Origin of the sequence: Parabacteroides sp. AT13, from assembly GCF_002272965.1 — a bacterium.
GTDB lineage: Bacteria > Bacteroidota > Bacteroidia > Bacteroidales > Tannerellaceae > Parabacteroides > Parabacteroides distasonis.
On the sequence record NZ_NQMH01000002.1, the window covers coordinates 1341038 to 1362430 of the forward strand.

Annotated in this window: 17 protein-coding genes; 2 read left to right on the forward strand and 15 right to left on the reverse strand. The window is 46.6% G+C overall.

The annotated features are described in order from the left end of the window. Positions 1 to 138: 138 nt before the first annotated feature. From CI959_RS19895 to CI959_RS19930, 7 genes are all read right to left on the reverse strand, one after another. Positions 139 to 2493 carry an ABC transporter permease gene (locus CI959_RS19895; protein WP_011966541.1) on the reverse strand — a complete coding sequence of 785 codons (2355 nt, stop codon included), beginning with the start codon at positions 2491 to 2493 and terminating at the stop codon, positions 139 to 141. Positions 2494 to 2518: 25 nt separating this feature from the next. After that, the gene (locus CI959_RS19900; RefSeq protein WP_011966542.1) at positions 2519 to 4843 is read right to left on the reverse strand and encodes an FtsX-like permease family protein; all 2325 of its coding nucleotides are present in this window, start codon (positions 4841 to 4843) and stop codon (positions 2519 to 2521) included. Positions 4844 to 4938: 95 nt separating this feature from the next. Further along, positions 4939 to 5619, reverse strand: a complete 681-nt coding sequence (locus CI959_RS19905; protein ID WP_005858035.1) for an ABC transporter ATP-binding protein — start codon at positions 5617 to 5619, stop codon at positions 4939 to 4941. 245 nt (positions 5620 to 5864) lie between these two features. Further along, entirely contained in the window at positions 5865 to 6305 is a 441-nt protein-coding gene (locus CI959_RS19915) for a DUF5024 domain-containing protein (RefSeq protein WP_008779625.1), read from the reverse strand. A 27-nt stretch (positions 6306 to 6332) separates the two neighbouring features. Beyond that, positions 6333 to 6920, reverse strand: a complete 588-nt coding sequence (locus CI959_RS19920; protein WP_005858039.1) for a hypothetical protein — start codon at positions 6918 to 6920, stop codon at positions 6333 to 6335. Beyond that, a complete protein-coding gene (locus CI959_RS19925) occupies positions 6917 to 7417 on the reverse strand; it encodes an RNA polymerase sigma factor (protein WP_008779623.1) in 501 nt (166 codons plus the stop codon). The genes CI959_RS19920 and CI959_RS19925 overlap by 4 nt, the downstream gene beginning before the upstream one ends. A gap of 225 nt (positions 7418 to 7642) precedes the next feature. Then, a complete protein-coding gene (locus CI959_RS19930) occupies positions 7643 to 8524 on the reverse strand; it encodes a hydroxypyruvate isomerase family protein (RefSeq protein ID WP_009017162.1) in 882 nt (293 codons plus the stop codon). A 113-nt stretch (positions 8525 to 8637) separates the two neighbouring features. Between CI959_RS19930 and CI959_RS19935 the strand changes: the two genes are divergently transcribed. After that, entirely contained in the window at positions 8638 to 9300 is a 663-nt protein-coding gene (locus CI959_RS19935; RefSeq protein WP_011966546.1) for a DUF2490 domain-containing protein, read from the forward strand. Between the two features lie 61 nt (positions 9301 to 9361). Beyond that, a complete protein-coding gene (locus tag CI959_RS19940; RefSeq protein ID WP_005858047.1) occupies positions 9362 to 10042 on the forward strand; it encodes a queuosine precursor transporter in 681 nt (226 codons plus the stop codon). A 25-nt stretch (positions 10043 to 10067) separates the two neighbouring features. Here the strand turns inward: CI959_RS19940 and CI959_RS19945 are convergent, their stop codons facing one another. The 8 genes from CI959_RS19945 to CI959_RS19980 form a co-directional block, all read right to left on the reverse strand. After that, positions 10068 to 10682: an HAD family phosphatase gene (locus tag CI959_RS19945; protein ID WP_005858049.1), complete on the reverse strand. Its 615-nt coding sequence runs from the start codon at positions 10680 to 10682 to the stop codon at positions 10068 to 10070. Between the two features lies 1 nt (position 10683). Beyond that, positions 10684 to 12021 carry an ABC transporter substrate-binding protein gene (locus tag CI959_RS19950; protein ID WP_057317037.1) on the reverse strand — a complete coding sequence of 446 codons (1338 nt, stop codon included), beginning with the start codon at positions 12019 to 12021 and terminating at the stop codon, positions 10684 to 10686. A 6-nt stretch (positions 12022 to 12027) separates the two neighbouring features. Beyond that, positions 12028 to 12819, reverse strand: coding sequence for an ABC transporter permease (locus CI959_RS19955; RefSeq protein WP_029257232.1), 792 nt, complete (start codon positions 12817 to 12819; stop codon positions 12028 to 12030). Further along, a complete protein-coding gene (locus tag CI959_RS19960; RefSeq protein WP_036644173.1) occupies positions 12816 to 13586 on the reverse strand; it encodes an ABC transporter permease in 771 nt (256 codons plus the stop codon). The genes CI959_RS19955 and CI959_RS19960 overlap by 4 nt, the downstream gene beginning before the upstream one ends. A gap of 39 nt (positions 13587 to 13625) precedes the next feature. Further along, complete coding sequence (gene potA / locus CI959_RS19965) at positions 13626 to 15014, reverse strand: polyamine ABC transporter ATP-binding protein (RefSeq protein WP_005858057.1); 1389 nt, start codon at positions 15012 to 15014, stop codon at positions 13626 to 13628. A gap of 356 nt (positions 15015 to 15370) precedes the next feature. Further along, positions 15371 to 18814, reverse strand: a complete 3444-nt coding sequence (locus tag CI959_RS19970; RefSeq protein ID WP_057317023.1) for an alpha-L-rhamnosidase — start codon at positions 18812 to 18814, stop codon at positions 15371 to 15373. 94 nt (positions 18815 to 18908) lie between these two features. Further along, the gene (fumC, locus tag CI959_RS19975; protein WP_057317022.1) at positions 18909 to 20309 is read right to left on the reverse strand and encodes a class II fumarate hydratase; all 1401 of its coding nucleotides are present in this window, start codon (positions 20307 to 20309) and stop codon (positions 18909 to 18911) included. A gap of 150 nt (positions 20310 to 20459) precedes the next feature. Next, positions 20460 to 21392, reverse strand: coding sequence for a glycosyltransferase family 2 protein (locus CI959_RS19980; protein ID WP_005858063.1), 933 nt, complete (start codon positions 21390 to 21392; stop codon positions 20460 to 20462). Position 21393 lies beyond the last annotated feature (1 nt).

The following is a 21393-nucleotide window of genomic DNA, read 5'->3' on the forward strand; positions in this document are numbered from 1 at the left end:
AAACTACATATCAAACTAATATTCAATAAATTAATTCTCAATTCATAAAACAGAAGTGTCCAATAATTGGACACCATTGTACAATTATTGGACACATACTTTTCTATGAAAACAGCAATATGATTCTACAAAAATCTTCTATTCATTCTTAATACTATGTACTGGATTCTCATTCGCCGCACGCCAGTTCTGGAAAGTGACAGTCAATATCGTGATAACCGCTATGATAGCAAAAGCGATCAAATACACCCACCAATACATAGGAGTCTTATAAGCGAAATTCTCAAGCCATCGATGTACCACATAACCGGCGATAGGCGCCCCCAAAACAAAACAAACACATAAGATTCTTATGTATGTCTTGTTAAACATCACGATAATCTCCTCGGTAGTAGAGCCTAATACCTTACGGATACCGATCTCTTTCTTCCGGTACTCACTATCGAATACGACCAAACCGAATACCCCTACCACCGAGATAAAGATCGCGATTAAACTAAATAAGGTAATCAATGAACTGAGGCTTCTCTCTTTCTCATAAAGTCCGTTCAATACCTCATCGAAGAAACGGACATTAAACGGGTATTCCGGATCAAATGATTGAAGCGTAGTCTTGACATGTTGCATAGCCCCCCGTAAGTCAGAGCCGGCTTTTACCTTTATATAAGCGTAATTAGGTTGGTTTCCCCAATTATTAGTACCCCATACAAAAAAGGCCATAGGCGTTACCTCCGTACGGAAAGAGGCGAATTTAACATCCGGCATAAAACCGACAATCTCCATACTATCTATTAAAGATCCTATCTCCAGCCCATATTCTGTCCGGGCACGTTCGTTAAAGACAAACGTGCCATAACGTTTCGCCTTATCTTCCTCCCGGAAATCACGACCTTCCGATATTTTCACATTCATCACCTTCAAAAAAGAAGGTTCAACCGGTAGACATTGGAATTGTATATCCTTATCCCGGTATTTACGTCCCCATCCCATGTATTGGTCCTGACTAGAAAGGAGCATCTCCGCATATGTAACCTCTTCGATACCGGAGAAAGATTTCACTTGGCTGGCGAAGGCATCCCGACTTTTCCGGATATTGTTATTCATATTCGTAATAATTATCTCATCCTTATCATAACCGAGAGGGGTGTTTTGCATATAATAATTCTGCAAATACATGAATGTAGCACCAATAATTAATCCGAAAGAAGCTACATACTGCACTCCTATCAATGCATTTCGTAATTGACGTCCCTTCGGAGACAAGCCAAAACTACCTTTCAACACTAAAGCCGGTGGGAAAGAAGTCATATAATATGCTGGATATATACCGGCAAGAAACCCGGTAGCTATTGAGATAAAAGCTGTAGCCAAAACCAATCCGATATGCATTGATAACGAAATATCGGCATTTATCAATGAGGCTATTTCCGTCTTCCCCGCAATATAAACTAATAGCAGTCCTAACAAATAAGAGATTATACTTATTAACACCGCTTCTAAAATCAAAGCAAAACGGATCACAGATTCTTTTCCCCCTAATACTTTTTGTGTATTAATACTCTTAATACGCATCGGGGTAAGTGCCGTACTGAAATTCGTGAAATTAATTCCGGCGATTACCACGATCACGATAGCTATGGCAAATAATATCATCAAAGTTTGCCTGCTGGCTTTCGGGGTCTGGTCATATTTTACATCAGTCGTATAATGAACATCAGGCAACGGATTAATACGGAAAGTCATTCCAGATCCCCCCCATGAGAAACTATTATCCTTTATTAGAGCAGGATCAAAATGTGCCTTGAAATTTTCAAATAACCCCTCGACATTCTTCGGATTGTCCAAACGGATATAGAAAATATAATTCCAGTTTCCCCAGCTTTGGGCGTTTTCCTTCGGGTCCATCTTTTGATAAATACAATTCCGTACAGATGAATTCCGTGGATAATCCTTATACACTCCACCTACCGTTAGATGATCTCCATTCTCAAACTTCAATTGCTTGCCTACAGCCGATTGATTCCCAAAAAACTTCTGAGCCATGCTCTGCGGCAACAAAACAACGTTTGGCTCCTGTAACGCCTCCGGATTTCCTTCCTGAAATTTAAAGTCAAATACCTTCGTGAATTCAGGATAAACATTTATACATTGTTCCTTAAAAGTATTCCGTACACCATTCTCTTCTACAGAGAAAAACAAGTCCCCTCCCCAAGGATTCGCCAAGGTCCCAGCTACGATATGAGGCGAGGATTGGATAAAAGCATCGGCCAGCGGACGGCAAATAACTGCTTGCCCACCATCCTCAAACATAGCTTCTACCCGAAATATAGATTCCGTATCCGTATATCCTCGGTCAAAATTCTGATCATACTCGACTTGCATCATAATCAAGATGAAAGCAGAAAAAGCCACAGATAGTCCTAATACATTTAAAAGTGTCGCCATCTTGAAACGGCGCAATACACTCAAGAGATTCCTCAAAATAGTTTTCATACGTAATTTTATATTACCTGTTATATTATTCGTTCTTAATGCTACGGACCGGATTCTCATTGGCGATATTCCAAGATTTCAGGATCACGCATCCCCAAATGATCGCTAGAACCAGTAGAGCCGTAGATATGAAAATAAAAACAGTCAGCGGTATCTTATCCGCGAATTGCCTCAACCAGCTCTCTCCCACGACTCGTGAGGCTATCACTCCTAAAAGGATAGCCGGGAAAGCCGTGACCAAAACGTCCTTAGATAAAAGACGTAAAATATTCGGGGCCGTCGCTCCATTCACCTTGCGAATCGCTATCTCCTTGCTCCTACGGTGCATCTCGTCCGTAATATATCCTAATAATCCCATTAAGGTGATCAGCAAGATAGCGATCGAGGCAACAAAGACACCGTCACGGAAATGACGGGTTCCCTCATACTGAGACTCTATAATCGTTTTCAGCACCGTAAAACCGACATCCTCATCCGGGAATAGTTCCGCAATCCGATCATTCATTTCCCGCAAATATTCCGGAGTTAGCTCGGAGACACGAACCGTAAAGTTACAATAACTCATCCGGTCACTACCAAACATGATGACCGGTAACTGGGGAGTGAAGAAGGAATTCACCATGAAATCACGGGTTACACCCACTATTTTTCCTTTTAAATTACCCTCATCATCATAAATATATTTACCGATCGCAGCATCCGTCCACCCACGTTTACTCACGAATGACTCATTCACTAAAATATCCCCGTCACCTTTTAGTGGTTGCCCCTCAAGCAAGGGGATTTTCATCAGAGAGAGATAATCGGCATCATAGTTTACCTGTCGGGCCGTGAACAGCCAGTTTTTCTCATTATCCAGAATAGGGAAACCACCATAACCACTTAGAATGTCCATTGACGAAAGCCCCGTAGCCGTGACATAAGGTAACTTCTTGAACTCGGCGGTAAGTTTGGCCGTTTCCGGATCATCCATATTATTCAAGGGGGCATACACTATATTTTCCGGATCATATCCTAAATCATTATTCATTAGCCGATCATATTGCAATAACACGATCACCAATAATGTAATGACAAACGCAATTCCCCCAAACTGGATAAAGAGCAAACTCCGCTTCCATCCCTGCTTACCCGAAGTAGATACCCGGAATACTTGGGTAACCGGGATAACGCTGAACAAACGGGCCGGTAGCAAGGCGGACAAAATGAATATAGCCAAGATCATGATCGCAGGAAGCCATATAGTCTGCGCATTCAATAAAGTGCCCAAAGTAGGAACAGCCGCCATATCCGCTACATATTCCCGGAAAGCGAATAAAAGCAATGCCATACATACAAGAGCCACTACAAATAAAGCCGCCGTCTCAAACAAGAACATATTGAAAATGTCCTTGCTGGAAGCTCCATTACATTTGTGTACTCCTACGGATCTCGCCCGGATCGGCAGAGAAGATACCGAGTTCAAGATATAATTCATCGCCGCCACGAATAACAAAGCGAAAGCCAGTACGCTCATGATCACCACCATCCGCTTCACCTCGGTACTTTGCGTATATATCTCCGAGACCGGCTTGATATAAAGCTCCATATCAAAACCTTGTTTCCTCTCTCTTTCTACATCTATATATTTAGGCAATAAAGCCGGTATTTTCTGATTGATTTGTTCCGGGAACACACCCGGTTTCAGGCGGATATAGCCCAGATAACTATCGTCGGCACCCCAACCGGCATAGGCACCGAACTGGGTTTTCATATTAATGAAAGAAGCGACAGCGTCAAAACGTAAATGACTATTTTCCGGTATGTCACGGAATATCCCGGCCACCGTATAAGGATAGTTTTTTCCGTACAGCAGTTGTTTCCCGATCGGATCTTCCTTGCCAAATATACGTTCAGCCATTTTTTCCGATAAGAAAACTTGATCTTCGATTCCCAACAAACGATCATCCCCTCTTAGCACCTTGATTCCCATCGTACGGAAAAAGAGGGAATCCGCCATCATCAAACGGGGCTTGAACCGATCCTCACCATGATACAATACGGCTCCGTATCTTCTCCGGCAAACCGTCGCATACTGTATCTCGGGGAACTCTTGCCGCAAAGCCTCCGGGATCGGGGCAAATAGGATACGAGACCCATCTTCCTCTCCCGTTTTATCATCATTGTATCGCACATGCACGCTATACAAATCTTCCACTTGGTCAAAGAATGTATCGAAGCTCAATTCAAAAGCGACCCTAGCGAACAGGATCAATCCCACTCCAAGTCCTAGTGTCAAGGACAGAACCTTGATCACATTTCCCCCTCGGCCTCGAAGTAAATAACGGATTGTATAATATAGCTGTCTCATCGATTTGTATTTAAGTTAAATTGAAAGCTAACCGACCTTCACAGGCCAATTAGCTTATAAAAAACTCTTGTGTGTATGTGTTTATGTCATGTTGACTAAATAAATTCACTAACGGAAGAAACAACGCTACCGTCGAATAAATTGATCACACGGTGGGCGAAACCCGCGTCGTGCTTGGAGTGCGTCACCATTACGATTGTCGTTCCCTCCTTATTCAGCTCGGTGAGCAGCTGCATAACCTCGGCACCGTTCTTGGAATCCAAGTTACCCGTTGGCTCATCGGCCAAGATTATCTTCGGGTTGGAAACTACCGCACGAGCGATCGCCACACGCTGCTGCTGACCTCCGGAGAGTTGCTGAGGGAAGTGAGCCGCACGGTGGCTGATATTCATCCGCTTCAAGATATCCGTTACCATCTGCTTACGCTCCGACGCCTTGATCTTTAGATAAGTCAACGGCAGCTCCACGTTCTCAAAAACGTTCAACTCGTCTATCAAGTTGAAGCTCTGGAACACGAAACCGATGTTTCCCTTACGGACCTGCGTACGCTCTTTCTCTTTCAAGTGTCCTACCTCTTGGTCGCCCAAGTAATAATTTCCCTCGGAAGGATTATCCAGCAAACCCAGAATATTCAACAACGTAGACTTACCGCAACCGGAAGGTCCCATGACAGCGACGAACTCGCCATCTTTTACCTCCAAAGAAACCTTATTCAACGCAATTGTCTCAACCTCTTCCGTACGGAAAAACTTACTTAAACCTTCGATCTTAATCATGACTGTATTTGTTTTAATTGTTATCTAACTATTTAATTTACCATATCTAATTCAAATAGTGTGCCAAACTAACTAAATATTTAATTCTCAAACAAGTAGTATTTTACTTTCCAAAACAGACTGTCCAATTATTTGACAGTGGTGTACAAAATTTAGACACTACTATCCAATATCTCGACATAAAGAAACACCTCCCAGCTTCACAGATGAGAGGTGCTATTGTTGACTTATCTACATAGTAAAACCTACATGTCACTACTTGATCTTATCTCTATATCTTTTTCCTCCGGCATGTCGAAGTTCTCAATGACTGTCAAGAGAAGCTCCTCTTCATCAACATTTATAGAATAAGAAACTGTATTTTTACCCTTCGAGAAACGGATAAACCAACTAACCACCCCATCGTTCTCATTCTCGATCACTTGATAAGCCTCTTCCTTGTCCCGCTCAAAAGCGGATTTAATTTCTTGTTGTAATGCGGCGTGGCCCTCCACGACGAAAGAAGAGACTATCTTATATACCTTTTTAGTTTTCGGATCTTTATTCGTTACTACGCTTTTATCGATCGTCTTATCCGCTTTACATTTCTGCACGACAGCCTCCAAATTCTTCTGTGCCCATAACTCTGTACTGAAATTTCCCACCAAAAGGCATAATGCCACCCAAAAACATTTACTTGCTTTCATAACTTCTTTTGTTTATTAGTTAATTTACTATTTATCCAATTCCAAGATCTTATAAACCTCCTTACGTACCTGAGTATCCGGAATATTCCTCAGTAGAGTCTCCCGTTTCTTCTCGAACCGCTTATTCATCCTTTCCGGCAAATAAGCTATTTCATCCGCATTTCTTAAGAGCTGATCCGCATTCTTCTCCATCGCTTCCGCCGCTCGGGATATGACCTCCAATTCGGGTTGTATCTTCTTTATATCTGTCATTACGACACCATTGCGCACGATGTAGCTTCCCTCATAAGGGTTAAAAGAAGCATTTTGATTCATAAAGACCGTATTCACCAAAAACAACAAAAGAGAAGCCGCCACGCAAACTGCGATTGCCCATCCTATTTTTCGTTTATAAGAAATTTCCTTAGCGGGTAGCCTCAATTCCGGAGTCTCGCTAAAATCCAAGGCAATGCCACTCTCGAAATATCCGAATACCTCCCGATAACGTTCCAGATGGGCGGGAATATCCGGACGGGCGAAAAACTCATACAACACTCGCTCCTCCTCGTTCGAGGTCTGACCCTCGAAGAAGCGGTCTAATAAATCCTCTATAGACTTGTATTCCTCTGTTTTCATAACGTCTGCATTTTAAAGAATTGCTCTCTCACCCGTTTACGGGCACGGGAAAGATTCATACGTACCGCCTCGGGGGTACTTCCGGTCAACCCGGCGATTTCCTCCACCTCGAAACCATCCACGTGTTTCATGCGAAGAATGGTCTGTTGAAGTCCCGGTAGTTTATTGATAAGCCGCATTACATGCTCCAAACTGTCTTTTTGTTCCAGCTGGGTATAAGGCGTGGAAGCATCGCAGATAAAGAATTGTTCGCCCGCCTCACCTTCCGTGCGTTCACGGACTTTCATCCGGTTTAGGCAAAGGTGCTTGGTGATTTGTACGGACAAGGCCATTACATTATTATAATAGTCCAACTCGCCACGCATATACCACAGCTTCAAAAAGACTTCCTGCATGACATCCTCGGCATCCTCCGGGTTATCCAGCAGCCTTCTCGCATAAAGGAATAGTTTCTCCCGCAAAGGCAATATCTCTTTTTTAAACTGTTCTTGTTCCATTCTATCTTAATGACAATCGAGAAAAGAAAACGTAACATGGCTGGAAAAAATAAATTCAAGGTCTTTGTCATTCTAGTATTATAGTCGTGCCACCCTTATGGCACGATAATGCCACGGCGATGGCACGATGATGCCATAGCGATGGCACAACGATGCCACGCTAGTGGCACAGCCGTGCCACTATAACGGCACTGGCTTGGCACTGTAAGTTATTACTAAATAGCCCTATACATCACAGATACGGATACACTTCTCCAAGGAAGCGATCTTGTCTTCTTGGGCGGGGACGAACTCCTGCCCAACGAAGCCTTTATAGCCTGTCTCCATAAGAGCCTTGATGATAGCCGGATAATAAAGTTCCTGCGTCTCGTCGATCTCGGCACGGCCCGGACTTCCACCGGTATGTACGTGCGAGAAATAAGGATGGTATTTCCGGATATTCTCGATGATATTCCCCTCCATGATCTGCATATGATAAATATCATATAGTAACTTAAAATTAGGGGAACCGATACGGCGACAAAGCTCCGCACCCCAAACCGTATGATCGCACAGATAATCCTTATGACCGACACTGTTCAAAAGCTCCATGGTCAAGACGACCTTGTGTTTCTCCGCTAACGGGATAAGGCGCTTCAACCCCTTCTCGCAGTTCTCCCAGCCTTGCAAGTCCGTTACGCCATTACGTCTGCCGGAGAAGCAAATCAAGTTTGTCAATCCAGCGTCCGCCACCATCGGGATCACCTTCTCATAACTGGCGACCAACTCGTCATGCAAGGCCGGATCATTGAAACCTCGATCTATTCCAAGCCCGGCCCCTTGCGCCATCGCCACCGTCAGGCCATGTTTTTGTACGATCGGCCAATCTACCGGGTCCAGCAACTCAACGGATTCAATCCCTATATGCTTGCAGATCTCACAGAACTCATCCAGCTTATAATCGCCGAAACACCATTTACTTACGGAGTGGCGGACATTTCCTTTCAAGGGTTCCTTCACGTCTGTTTTCTTTTTCGCGGCGGCTGCCGCCTCGATACCTGTAGTCGCCAAAGCCACGCCTCCAGCTAAAAATGTCTTGATAGCCGTTCTTCTTGATATGTTTTCCATGTATTCGAATTTGATAGTTAATAGGAGACAAATATAAGAAAAATCGGATATAATATCCTGAGGCGTTGGTATTACATCCAAAAACACTACTTTTGCATCGGAAGTCACTCTACATGAAAAACACATCATATACAAAACGATCTATTTATCTGATCCTATTCTTTATAATAGGATGCACTTCATCCCTATACGGAATGGAAGGCGCAGGTGTGTATTTCAAGGCGAGCCTATGCGGAAAAATCTATAAGCATTTTTCCTTTCTTGTAGAAGAGGACATCCGTCCGAGAGATGACTTTAAGGAAGCGGAATGGTTCCTCACCACCGTTGAGGTAAACTACAAGTTTAATAAATATCTTCTGGCAGGAAGCGGATATATGTCTCTAGCACGATACAAGGCATCCGACGAGTTACGAAACCGATATTATCTCTACGCTACGGGGACTTATTCGGCCGGACGTTTTACCCTCTCTGTCCGGGAACGTTTTCAAAGTACCTATAAGGTTCACGCCGAACATCCCAAGAATTATCTGCGTTCGATGCTGACCCTCTCCTATAAGATCCGCAAGAGTGGTTTCTGTCCTTTTGCCTACACCGAGGTCTTCAATGATACGCGAAATAAGATGCGGTCCGATAAGATCCGTTTCTCCACAGGAAGTAATTACCAACTAAACCCGAACAATAACCTCCAACTCTATTATCGCTACCATATATTTAATGTAGACGATCCCGTGAATTACCGCCATGCGATCGGTATCTGCTATACCCATCGTTTTTAATAAGAATTTTCGTACCTTCGCGTCCCGAGTGCTTGATAAACCTCGTTAAAAACAAGAAGACATGCAAAAAACAGTTACAGTACCTTTCATGCTGCTAGGTATACTTTTTAATATATGCCTTGTAGCGTCCAATCTTTTAGAGACAAAAGTAGTGCAAGTAGGCGGTATAACGGCTACCGCAGGTTTGATCGTATTCCCGATCTCGTATATCATCAATGATTGTATAGCGGAAGTGTGGGGATTCAAGAAGGCACGGCTAATTATCTGGAGTGGCTTCGCCTCTAATTTCCTAGTGATCGCTTTTGCGCAATTGGCGGTATTATTACCGGCCGCCCCTTTCTGGGAGGGGGAGGAAGGTTTCAATTTCGTCTTCGGGATGGCCCCACGTATAGCGGTCGCCAGCTTGATAGCGTTTTTGGCCGGTTCTTTCCTGAACGCCTATGTGATGAGCAAAATGAAAATCGCCTCCAACGGAAAGAATTTCTCGTTACGAGCGATCGTATCTACCCTTATCGGTGAGAGCGCCGATTCCCTGATCTTTTTCCCGATCGCCTTCGCCGGATTGATCCCGGCCGGAGAATTGCTTATCATGATCGGGACGCAGGCGGTACTTAAATCCTTGTACGAGGTTATCATCCTTCCCGTCACCATCCGTGTCGTAAAGTACATCAAGAAAGTAGACGGGAATGATGTGTATGATCTTGGTACCTCGTATAATATCCTAAAGGTTAAAGACATTTAGGCCGGGACCAAACAATGACCGGCCTTCATTTGAATAGATGCGACCAATCCTCCCTTTGCTGCGGCATATAGGACTTCATTCCCAATAATTCAGCCGCCCGGCAATTCACGGAAGCGTCATCAATCAGCATAGTCTCCTCGGCTAAAAGATTCGAGTCCTTCAGTACGTACTCAAAAATATCCGCGTTCGGCTTCAGCATATGCAATTCGTAAGAGAGGTAAATCTTATGGAAGAAATCTTGGGCACAAAGACCTTGATAAGAGAAATAGGTATCTTCGGACCATTTCCAATGAAGCTCGTTCGTATTGCTCAGAAGCATCGTATTATAGCGTTCACGAAGCTCCAATAGCAGACGCAACTTATTTTCCGGGACGTCTCCCAACATGGCGATCCATGCCGTGTCGATTTGTTCGTCCGTCAGGGGCTTCCCCGATAAGGCACGAATATCATCGCGAAACTGTTCCACCGAAATCGTTCCCAACTCTAATCGCTCAAACAAGTCCTTATGTTGATAGTTATTCGTGATCTGCTCCCGGATATTCTCCACGCCCAGATTCTCGAAAGCCTCGATACAACGGTTGCGAGTCAGGTTAATAAGCACACCGCCCAAGTCTATAATCAAGTTCTTTATGCCTTCCATATCATTTCTTTTTATACCAGCTACGACGTCTGCGATGTCGTCTTTTCTGTTGATAACGATTGATCCGCTTGTAAACGACCCAGACAAACAACAAGCCGAAAACAGCGAATATCAATATAACAATCCAAGAGTTAAGATTGTCACCTTTTACCCGGCTCCACATTTCCAGAACCACCTCCGTCTCGTTCCCGAAATCACGGATCATGGCACAACGTTCCACGACCTTCCGGTCCGGATATTGAGCCGGGTCTATCTGGACACGCTCCGCTCCCGGTCCGAAGAAATAACTTACGTCCGAGAACTCGGTCCGCGTCGTATCGATCTTTTCCGCCAATATTTCCGGGGTGGCCACGGTGCTGACATATCCGGTCACTTCCATATTACGGCTGACGATGTCCGGACGGCATAGATAGTCCATAAAATAACTGGCCGCCTTCACGTTGCGAGCGTATTTAGGGATCGCCCAACCATCGTACCAGATATTACTACCCTCCAAAGGAACCTCATACCCCAGATCTACGCCTACAGCACTCGCCTCTTCCATGGCCCAGACTGCGTCGCCGCTCCAAGTGAAATTCAGCCACGCCTTTCCTTTCGTCATCATCTCCTTACCGAAATCGGCCTCCCAACCGGCGATATTCGGTTTCATCTTCTTCAAGTATTCCTCGGCGATAGCGATCATTTCCGGCGAGCTATCGTTCATCAATTGCTCCACCGTGATGGTACCGTCCGACAATTCCCTCGCATGGGCGTAGATGATGGCGGTACCATAGGCGTCGCGATAGCTATCCTTCATCAATATCTTATTCCTGAAACGAGGGTCCCAAAGGCATTTCCACGACATGACCTCGTCCCTCGAGACATCGGCTTTATTATACAACAGGCCGGCGGTTCCCCACATATAAGGAACCACGTAGTCGGTAGTCTTACGGCCCGACTGACTTAACTTATTCAGTTCCTCTTGGATATAGGGAGAGACATTGTTGATATAATCCGGTGTCTTCCCGAAATTACGGTCGATCGGTAGCAAGAGATTTTTCCGCAGCATGCGCTCAAGGATATACTCCGAAGGGCAAATCAAGTCGAAATCCTCATGCCCCCGTTCGATCTTGGTCAACATGATCTCGTTGATATCAAAGACCTGATAGATAATCCGGACCTCCTCACCCGTCTGTTCCTTATACCATTTCGGGAAATCCGTCAGGACGTCCTCGTCGATATAATCTCCCCAGTTATAAATCTTCAAGATCTTACTTCTCTCCTCGTCCGAGCGCCCGCAAGAAGTGAACAGCCCCATAAGCAGGGCCAAAACAGACAAAATCGATATAAATTTCTTCATTTTCATTTACGCTCGCTTCGCTTTCTCAGCACGTTTATTTATAACAATCAACAATACTAACACGGTTACGAATATAATCGTTGAGAGGGGACGCAACTCCGGGGTCAATCCTCCTTTCCGGGCATCCGCATAGATAAAGGTGGAAAGGGTTTCCAAGCCCTCATTACCAATCGTAAATATGGTCACGGCGAAATCGTCGATAGACAGCGTGAAGGCAAGGATAAAGCCACTGATCATACCCGGACGGATTTCCGGGAAGATCACCTTCCGCAAGGCCTGAAACGGAGTCGCCCCCAAATCCAACGCCGCCTCGTAGATATTCTGGTTCATTTGTTTCAAGCGAGGCATGACGCTTAATACCACATATGGCGTACAGAACGTAATATGCGCCAGCACGACCGTCGTCAAACCTTGAGAGATCCCTAAGCTGACAAACAACAGGAACAAGGAAATACCGGTAATGATATCCGGATTCAACATCGGGATGTTATTGACAAAACTCACGGCATTGCGGGCCCTTGCCTTCAAATTAAAGATTCCGATAGCGGCTACGCTCCCCAACAAGGTAGATACCGTAGCGGCTATCATGGCGATAGCGAACGTATTCCAAAGTGCGCTGACCAACGAATGTTGTACGTTGCCGGCAAAAAGAGAGCTATATAATTTCGTGGAGAACCCGGTCCAGTTACCCAGCACTTTCGCCTCCGTGAACGAGAAGATCATGATAATCAGGATCGGCGAGTAGAGCAACAAAAGCAAAGCCCACAGATATCCCTTAGCTAAATATTTCACCATCAGATAAGCCCTCCCTCATTCGCCGAATCACTGCTCTCATTGCTGAACAATCCCGTGATTCCGATTAATAACAACATGATAAGAGAAAGCGCCGCCCCGTAGTTCCACATACCGTTATTGATATTCTCCTGTATGGTCGTACCGAAGAGCTTGATATTGTTCATCGTCAACAATTCGGCGATGGCAAACGTAGAGATGGTCGGCATAAACACCATCATGATACCGCTCATCACTCCCGGCATCGATAGTGGGAATACGGCCTTGATAAATACCTGCGACGGATTCGCCCCCAAGTCTTGCGCCGCCTCTATCAAGCTGTGATCCATTTTCTGGAGCGTATTATAAATCGGGTAGATCATAAAGGGCAGGAAGTTGTACACCATGCCAAAGATCAAGGCCCCCTCTCCCAGTGGGAAATTCAAGAAATCGAACAAAGCCACGGTAGCCAACGTACGGATCAAGATATTGACCCACATCGGAAGGATAAACAAAACGACCATCGTACGGGAAGTATTAAACCGGGCTTGGCTCAATATCCAAGCGGCCGGATATCCCAGCAGCAGACAAAGAATGGTCGTTATCAAAGCGATCCCGACTGAATACACGAAGGTGTTTATCGCCTCGGGATGGATCATAAACTTACGGAAATTGGCGAAGGTAAACATCCCCTCGTCATTCGTAAAGGCGTAATACACGATCAAGAGGAGCGGTATCACGACAAAGATGGCCAAGAACAGGACATAAGGAATGGTCCAGTTCCTTCGTCTCATAAAAAATGCAGAAAACGTATTGATCACTTCCTTCCCTTTTTAAGCATGAATAATTCGAATTTTATCCGGGGCGATCGTTATGCCGACATGATCTCCATCATCCCATACATCGTTGGTATCGACAAAGATGTCCTCGTCCCAATCTGTAAACACGGTCAGATGATAATGGTTGCCTTTGTAGAGGATAAATTTCACCTCTCCGGTCAGGCGACCGTCTTCCTCGTTATCCTCCAAGATCACATCTTTAAAATCGATCTCGACTTTCACAGGCGTATTTGGCTCTATATCGGTTACCTCCTTGCATTCGAACGTACAGCCTAGGAATTCCACATGCGTAGCGTCGATAAGCTTTCCCTCGAAGGTATTGCAAATACGCTCTTTCTTCATTACATGGATATCGAAAGGCTTGATAAGAAGCCCGACCTCGCTACCTGCCTCGAAACAGTGATAATCCTGTACCATGAACTCGTATCCGTTCGGGGTTTGCACCATCATCTCATAATGCACGCCCTTAAAGATGGAGGAGGTTACCGTACCCGTCAACATCGCCGCCTCCGACGGCTCGAAGATGTAAATATCCTCGGGGCGCAACACGACATCTACCGGCATTTGCTCCCCGAATCCCTCATCCACGCACTCGAACTCATGACCGGCGAAAGAGACTTGCCTATCCTTGATCATCGTCCCGTTCAAGATGTTACTCTCACCGATGAAATCAGCGACGAACGAATTGACCGGCTCGTTATAAATATCGATCGGGGTACCGATTTGCTGGATCTTTCCCTCGCTCATGACAACGATCGTGTCGCTCAGCGTCAGCGCTTCCTCTTGGTCGTGGGTCACGTACACGAACGTAATACCTAAGGACTTATGCATCTCTTTCAATTCCATTTGCATATCCTTGCGCATCTTCAAGTCCAAGGCCGCCAACGGCTCATCCAGCAATAACACCTCTGGCTCATTCACGATAGCGCGAGCGATCGCCACACGTTGCTGCTGGCCACCGGAAAGGGAATCGACATCCCGATCCTCATAGTCTGTCAACCCTACCATTTTCAACGCCTGTTTCACTTTCTTCTCGATCGTGGCGGAAGGAAGTTTCTTCAGCTTCAGGCCAAAGGCGATATTATTGTACACATTCAGATGTGGAAATAAAGCATATTTCTGGAATACCGTATTTACGGGACGTTTATGCGGCGGCGTCTGCGTAATCTCCTTCCCGGACATCGTGATAACGCCCTCGGAGGCCGTCTGGAAGCCGGCTATCAAACGCAACAGGGTAGTCTTTCCGCAACCGGAAGGCCCCAAAATGGTTACAAACTCGCCCTTGCGGACCTGTAAATTTACATCATTCAGCACGGCCTTCTCGCCGAAATACTTCGATACGTGCTCCACGCTGATAATGCGATCCGATTTTCGTATTGACATTCTCGCTTGATCTAATTAGAATTAAACAATCATGAACAATGTTCTTATTTATTTTTGCGCGAATGTACAGATTTTAATAAGGCCGGGCACTATCGTTTTTACAAAATCTGACCTTACACCGGATGAGAAGCGTCGCATTTCTCCAAGATTCGACCGCGCACCCGATGTAAGCCCCGTATTTCTCCAAGATTCGACCACGCACCCGGTGCGAGGTCCAATATTTCTCCAAGATTCGACCGCACACCCGACGCGAGCCCCGTATTTTTCCAAGATTCGACCGCGCACCCGGCGCGAGGTCCCGCATTTCTCCAAGATTCGACCGCGCACCCGACGCGGGCGGGATATTTGGGAAATATTCAATCCACGTATATCCGGTAGCTCCCCGATCCCAATCGGTACACAGCCTTCCCATCCTTCAATCCCACGGGCGTGATCCCCTCCTGCCCTTTCTCCATACGAACGGACTTCTCCGATTTGGCGGGCAGATATAAGGTAGCCGTCGTATTAGCGGGAATGGTTGCCTCGTATATATAGCCCTTCTTTTGGATTTGCCATCCACTCTCGATACGGCCATAGGCGGAATCGTAATGACCCCGGATGAACGAGAAGGTTCCGCCGATACGGGGTTGAAGGATGATGTGCTTATAGGCGGGTTGTTCCTCATCCCGCTGGATACCCAAGGTATAAGCTATCATCCACTCCTCGATAGCGCCATACGAATAATGGTTGAAAGAGTTCATATCCACAGGGCCGAAGCCATTTACCAACGTGTAGGAATTCCAACGTTCCCAAATCGTGGTTGCGCCTTGCAGGACAGGGTATAGCCATGAAGGATAGGCGGTTTGCTCAAATAATTTATAGGCGACATCGTCATAACCATTGTCGGATAATACCAAATTCAGGTAAGGCGTACCGATAAAGCCAGTGGTAAGCGTATAATTATGTTTCTTGATATTCTCTACCAGATGCCGGATCGCCAAGGGTTTGTTTTTCTCATTGAACAGATCGAACTGGAGAGGAACCACGTATGAGGTCTGCGTATCCACGATCTTCGCCTCGGTAGCCGCCGTTCCGGGCCACATACCTACTTGCGAATCCTTGCCAAAGATAGATTCCACCGTCGGGGCGAACGTGCGTCCCTCCTCGTTCACGAAGAGGTCGTTAAAAGACCTCTTCACGTTCTCGTAGAAAGTACGGAAACGCCTTTGGTCCGCATCCTTCCCTAAACGTTTCGCTACCTGCTCCATAATCAAAGCGTCGTAGGCGGAGTAAGCGGTGTTCGTCAACATGGAATTCGTCGGCTCGATAGCCAGCCAATCGCCGAAACCACCGAAGGGCTGTACATAGCGTACGGCACGACGCTCCAAATAATCCATATAAGCGACCATGGAAGCGTAATGTTGCTCCAGAATACGCACGTCTCCGTATTGTTGATACATTTGCCACGGTACGATCACGCCGGCTTCCATCCATCCCATGGCACCTCCGCCATCCTCCGCGCCGTGAGGCGGGAAACCGACCACGGGTATATAGTTCGCGTAACTACCGTCATCTCCTTGATTATCCCGAACCGAGTAGAGCCAACGGGTGTAAAACGGATCGACATTCATATTATAAGTAGCCGTACGAGCGAATACCTGCGCATCCCCTGTCCAGCCCATACGCTCATCCCGTTGCGGGCAATCGGTCGGAACCGACAGGAAATTACCCCGTTGGCCCCAAATGATATTGCTGAACAAACGGTTGACACGCTCGTCCGACGTCTCATAACCGCTCGTCCGCACACCGATAGATTCCAGCACGATCCCTTTCACCGCCTCCAAGGGTAACGGCCTCTCCAACCCGTGAATCTCCACGTAACGGAAACCATGGAACGTAAAGCGAGGCTCATACGTCTCACCCGCCGCATCCCCTCTCAGGATATAGCGATCCGTGGAAAGGGCGCTCCGGTAATTATCCGTATAGACTTGCCCTTTCTTCTCCTTATACATCGCGATCGTGTACGGGGCGACCGGCTCGGTAGGGATCGTTTCCGGATAATTCATCTCCCCGAAACGGATCGTGATTTCCTGTCCGGCCTTTCCCTTGAAAGTCAGACGGGGAACACCGACCATATTCTGCCCCATATCATAGACATAGACGCCGGGAATAGGCTCTACCATGGACTGAGCGGTCAGGGTCACATTATTTTGTATCGGGCTGCCTACATATCCTTGGATCTCCACATTTACCGGAGGAGCGGCGAATAAGGTCGCCGGTTTCCATGACGAGTCATCAAAACCCGGAGCATCCCAGCCGTTCACCTCTTTCCGGGCATCATATTCCTCTCCATTCTGAAGGCCGTTAAAAGTGATCGGTCCCCGGTCATAACATTTCCAGCTATCATTCGTAACGATCGTCTCACGAGTACCGTCGGCATACTCGATCACGATCTTTCCCAATAAGGACTGGCGGGTTCCGTATTGATCCTGCCAACCGGTAAGGAAACCGCTATGCTCGCTCCACCATCCGGCGCCCAACATCGCCCCGATACCATTATCGCCCGGTCGTAGCAAATCCGTTATATCATACGTATTATACATGATACGGTAACGGTAATCCGTCCAACCCGGATTCAGATAATCCTTTCCAACCTTCTGCCCGTTCACCGAGAACTCGTAGACACCCCTAGCGGTAGCGTATAAACGGGCGCTCTTGACCGGTTTCTCTATCTTTATCGCTTTCCGGAGCATGGGAGCGGATACGTTCTCGCCCGGATACCAGACATTGAGCTTTCCCTCCCCTTTCTCCACATAAGTCTCGGCAGGATTGTACAGAAGCGTATTCCACGTATCCTCGCTGATACACAAGTTGGAGAATGTAGCGGTCTGCCCTTTAGGTTGCAGGAAACCGATCGCGTACAAACGGCAATGATAAACCAACTCTCCATCCGGATAAGGATACACGGTGAAAGCCCCTTCCTTGCCTCCCCAGAAATCACCACGGCTCTTCCGTTCTTTCTCCTCGGGAGTCAAAGAGGAATTCACCAAGGTCTTTCCATCGATCTCTATATCCACGAAATATTTCAAGGCATATTGGGCCGTCGTCACCTTCAACCGGATATGATGCGCCTTATGCTTATCCGAGGCTGGGATGATGGAGGCCAGACTCTCCGAGGCGTCTTGCGTCGTTTTTCCATCCGTGGTATGGCGTAGAATGAAACGGGCGTCCCCCGAACCATTCAAGTCCAGTTCAGCAGACACATAATTATCAGCGTCCCTCGCCCCAAAGACAAATGCGGCTTTATCATTACCCTCGGCCACCCGCACATCATAGTCGATCACATAATGCGAGCGATATTTGGAGAGTTGTGTCTCCGACGAGCCGATCCAACGGGCGCCACTCCATCCGGAACCCAGAAGACCGGTCTCGAACCACGCAGGCTCGGTGGAGGTAATTTCCGTTCCCGATTCATCCCATACGGAAACTTTCCAATAATAGCGAGTGGAAGGTTGTAATGCTTTTCCTTGATAAACTACGCCAACCGATTCCCCGGAAAGAACCTTTCCCGAATCATAGATATAACGCCCGGCAGCCAATTGCTCCGGACTATCGGCCACCCATAACCGATAAGCCTGCCCACAGGCCCCATAGCGATCGGACTCCATCTGCCAGTTAAAACGTGGCTGACTGACATCAATTCCCAGTGGATTGGTTTGATACTCAACCTGTAGGTTCTTCAATACGGTAACCGCACCCAGAGGTAGCCATCCGGCCAGCAACCCTAAGATTATAGACAAAATACATCGTGTGCTCTTCATAATACAAAGAATTAAAATGATAACGGTACAAAAATATCCATTATCATCTTAACTCTTTGTTTCATTTTTGGGAGAAGATGTAGCAGTTTTGACACTACTCAATCTCTCCTACCATCTTGGACGGGTCTACCCAACGATCAAACTCCTCGGCGGTCACATAACCGGACTCGATAGCCGCCTCCCGCAAAGTCTTATTTTCTTGATAGGCTTTCTGGGCGATAGCGGCGGCCTTGTAATATCCTATTTTCGGATTCAAGGCGGTAACCAGCATTAAGGAGCTATCCAGATGGCGTTTGATGTTTTCGTTCACCGGGGTAATGCCTTTTACGCAACGTTCACTGAAATTCAGGCAACCGTCACCAATCAAGCGGGCGCTTTGCAAGAAGTTCGAGATAATCACCGGCTTAAATACGTTCAACTCGAACTGCCCGTTGGAGCCGGCTATCGAGATTGTCACGTCGTTACCCATTACTTGAGCGGCGAGCATCGTCAATGACTCGCATTGCGTAGGATTCACCTTTCCCGGCATGATGGAGGAACCCGGCTCGTTCTCCGGCAAATGGATCTCACCGATACCGGCACGAGGACCTGAGCCCAACATTCGTATATCGTTTGCGATCTTCATTAAGCTGACCGCTACGGATTTCAAGGCTCCATGCGCCTCAACCAAGGCATCATGGGTAGCTAGGGCCTCGAATTTATTCGGAGCGGTTACAAAAGGAAGCCCAGTCAACTCTGATATCTTCTTAGCGACACATTCGTCATAATTGACCGGGGCGTTAATACCGGTCCCAACCGCCGTACCTCCTAAAGCCAATTCGGAGATATGCGACAGGGAATCCTTTACTTTCCGTATACCATATTCTAATTGAGCCGCATAGCCACTGAACTCTTGCCCCAATGTCAATGGAGTGGCATCCATAAAATGAGTCCTCCCGATCTTCACGATCTTCATGAACTCCTCACTTTTTAGCGCCAACGCACGATACAGACTCTCCAATCCCGGGATCGTCACCTCCGCTATCACCTTATAGGCGGCAATATGCATAGCGGAAGGAAACGTATCATTGGAGGATTGCGATTTATTCACGTCATCGTTCGGAAGCAGCACTTTCTCCTTATCCGTTAGCTTTCCTCCGGTCAACACATGCGCCCGGTTGGCGATCACCTCATTGACATTCATATTCGTCTGGGTCCCGCTCCCCGTTTGCCATACAATCAAGGGGAAGGAGTCATTTAATTTACCCGCCAAGATCTCGTCGCATACCTTACCGATCAACTCGCATTTCTCCGGAGACAAGACACCGGCGTCTTTATTAGCCAAAGCCGCTCCTTTTTTCAAGTAAGCGAACGCCTCTATCACCTCTTCGGGCATCCGGCTAATATCGGTGGCGATCTTGAAATTATTCACGCTCCGTTGTGTTTGCGGCCCATAATAAACGTCCGCCGGCACTTCCACCTCACCTAAGGTATCTTTCTCTATTCTATACTTCATGACACATAAGTTTTATTAATCTCTTCTATGTATAAACTATCTGGATATCGAATTGTTTATGTTACATTCACGAGTATATCATGAAAAGACATTTATCATGGAACAGAATTCAGATCATAGAGAAACGGCTTATTTCGCCTCCGATGTTTTTTAATAGTTTTTCTTCTCGTCAATAATGTATTCGGGACGGGCCTTGATCTCGTCAAAGAGGATACCGACATATTGCCCTAACACGCCGACCGTCAATAACTGTACACCTCCAAAGAAGATAATGGAAGTCATGATAGAAGTCCAGCCAACCTCGGCGTTACTAAAACCATAGATCTTGCCCAACGTGAACCAAACCGCCAAGATTATACCGACCAATACGGATATAAACCCGAGACTCGTCGCCAAACGCAACGGCTTCTTCGAGAAATAAAGCATTGCCGTCGACGCGAATTTCAGCATCTTACTAATCGGATATTTCGTCTCGCCGGCGATACGCGCCTCACGCTCATAATAAAACGGCACTTGGTGGAAGCCTACCCAACTTATCAAGCCACGGATATATTTTCCCCGTTCCTTAAAACGGTCGAACTCATTCATCACCTTCCGGTCCACTAAACGGAAATCTCCCGTATCCAGCGGGAAATGGACCTCGCTCATATAATTCATCACCCGGTAAAAAGCCTTGGAGGTGAACAGCTTGAAAAGACTCTCCCCTTCCCGTGACTTACGGACGCAATAAACCACGTTAGCATTCTCTCTCTCCTGCACTTCCAGCAGATCCGGAATCAATTCCGGCGGATCCTGCATATCGGCGTCGATGATAATCGCCAAATCAGCGTCACAGTTATTGATACCCGCCGTTACCGCCGGTTGATGACCGAAATTCCGGGAGAAGTGAATCACCTTCACATGAGGATCGGTAGCGGCTATATGATCCAACAAAGAACGTGTCTTATCCTGACTACCATCATTTATATAGATAATCTCCGTAGGGTTCGGCAACTTTACCAAGACCTCTTTCGTACGCCGATACGATTCCTCGATCACGGCTTCCTCGTTGTAACACGGGACTATAACCGCTAACTTCTTCATG